Source organism: Streptomyces prasinopilosus, assembly GCF_001419695.1.
Taxonomy (GTDB): Bacteria; Actinomycetota; Actinomycetes; order Streptomycetales; family Streptomycetaceae; genus Streptomyces; species Streptomyces prasinopilosus.
In genome coordinates, this window is sequence record NZ_LIRG01000868.1 from 1 (window position 1) to 1,192 (window position 1,192).

Annotated in this window: 1 protein-coding gene; it reads left to right on the top strand. The window is 74.7% G+C overall.

Annotation, left to right across the window (positions count from 1 at the left end):
* Positions 1-196: 196 nt before the first annotated feature.
* On the top strand, positions 197-1,192 hold a 996-nt coding region (locus AOK18_RS27735), incomplete at its 3' end, for a hypothetical protein (RefSeq protein ID WP_055696111.1).

Sequence of the window (1,192 nt, forward strand, 5' to 3'; positions counted from 1 at the left end):
CGCGCGATCACCGTTGATCCTCCCGTGATCCGGCCCCGAAACGTAGGGGCCGGACGGACTTTCCCTCCCGGGAGGGCGTGCCGTTCCCCGGAGGTCCCACCCCGTCTCCCCGTCCTCCTCCTCGCGTCCCGTGCTCCGTGCCGTGTCCCCACCCGCCGTTGCCCCCTTGTCACCGCCCGGCAGTACGGTGTCCCCCATGCGCCCCGACACGCCCGCCGAAAACGTCGACCACACCGCCGAAGCGGCACGCCTGGAGCGGACCGCCGGTCTCCACCCCGAGGACGCCGAAGCCCTGCTGCTCCGGGCCGCCGCCCACCTCGAACTCTCCGGTGACCGTCCCGCCGCGGCCGCCCTCTACGACCGGCTGCTGGCCTCCGGCGCGGAGCTGGAGAACCCGTACCTGGTCCGTGCGCTGAAGGCCTCGAACCTCTGGGAGTACGACCACGAGGCGGAGGCCCGCGCCATCATCGACGGCATCCGCACCGCGGCCCCGCGCGATCCGGCCCCCTGGGTGATCGTCGCGGAGTCCCTGGAGGCCCACGACGAGCTGGAGCAGGCCCACGAGACGTTCACGGAAGCGGTGCGCCTGCTGCTCACCGACGTACCGGAGCCCCCGACCGCCGCCCTCCCGCTCCTGTTCGGCCGCCACCGCGTGCGCAGGATGCTGGGCGCGGCCCACGACGAGTGGGACGCCCTGGCGGACACCGTCCACACCCTGCCGGTCACCCTGGACGAACTCCACGACCCCAAGCGCGTCTGGTCCCTGGGCTCGGAGAACCCGGCGGAGCTGGAGGCGGAGATCTCCCGCCTGCGGGCGGAGGTGGGCGCCTACCGGACGGCCCTGTCCCGCCCCTTCCCGGTGGCGGTCCTGCACTGGCCGGCGGACGAACTGGCCGAGCTCCTGGAGGCGTACCCCTCCCTCGCCGGCGAGTACCCCTCGCACGAGGAGCACCTGACCGCGATAGAGGCGGCCCTGCGCGAACTGGCCTCCTCGGGCACTCCCAACCTGGGCATCGTCCCCGGCACCGTCCCCTCCTACGAGGCCTTCGCCGCCTCCGAGGGCACCGCCCCCGACGACGCCGACCTCCTCCCCCAGTACGCGACCACCCTGGCGGCCCGGGGCCGCGCCCTGCCCTGGCCCCCGCAGCGGTCGGCCGCCTGCTGGTGCGGCTCGGGCCGCCAGGGTGGTCGC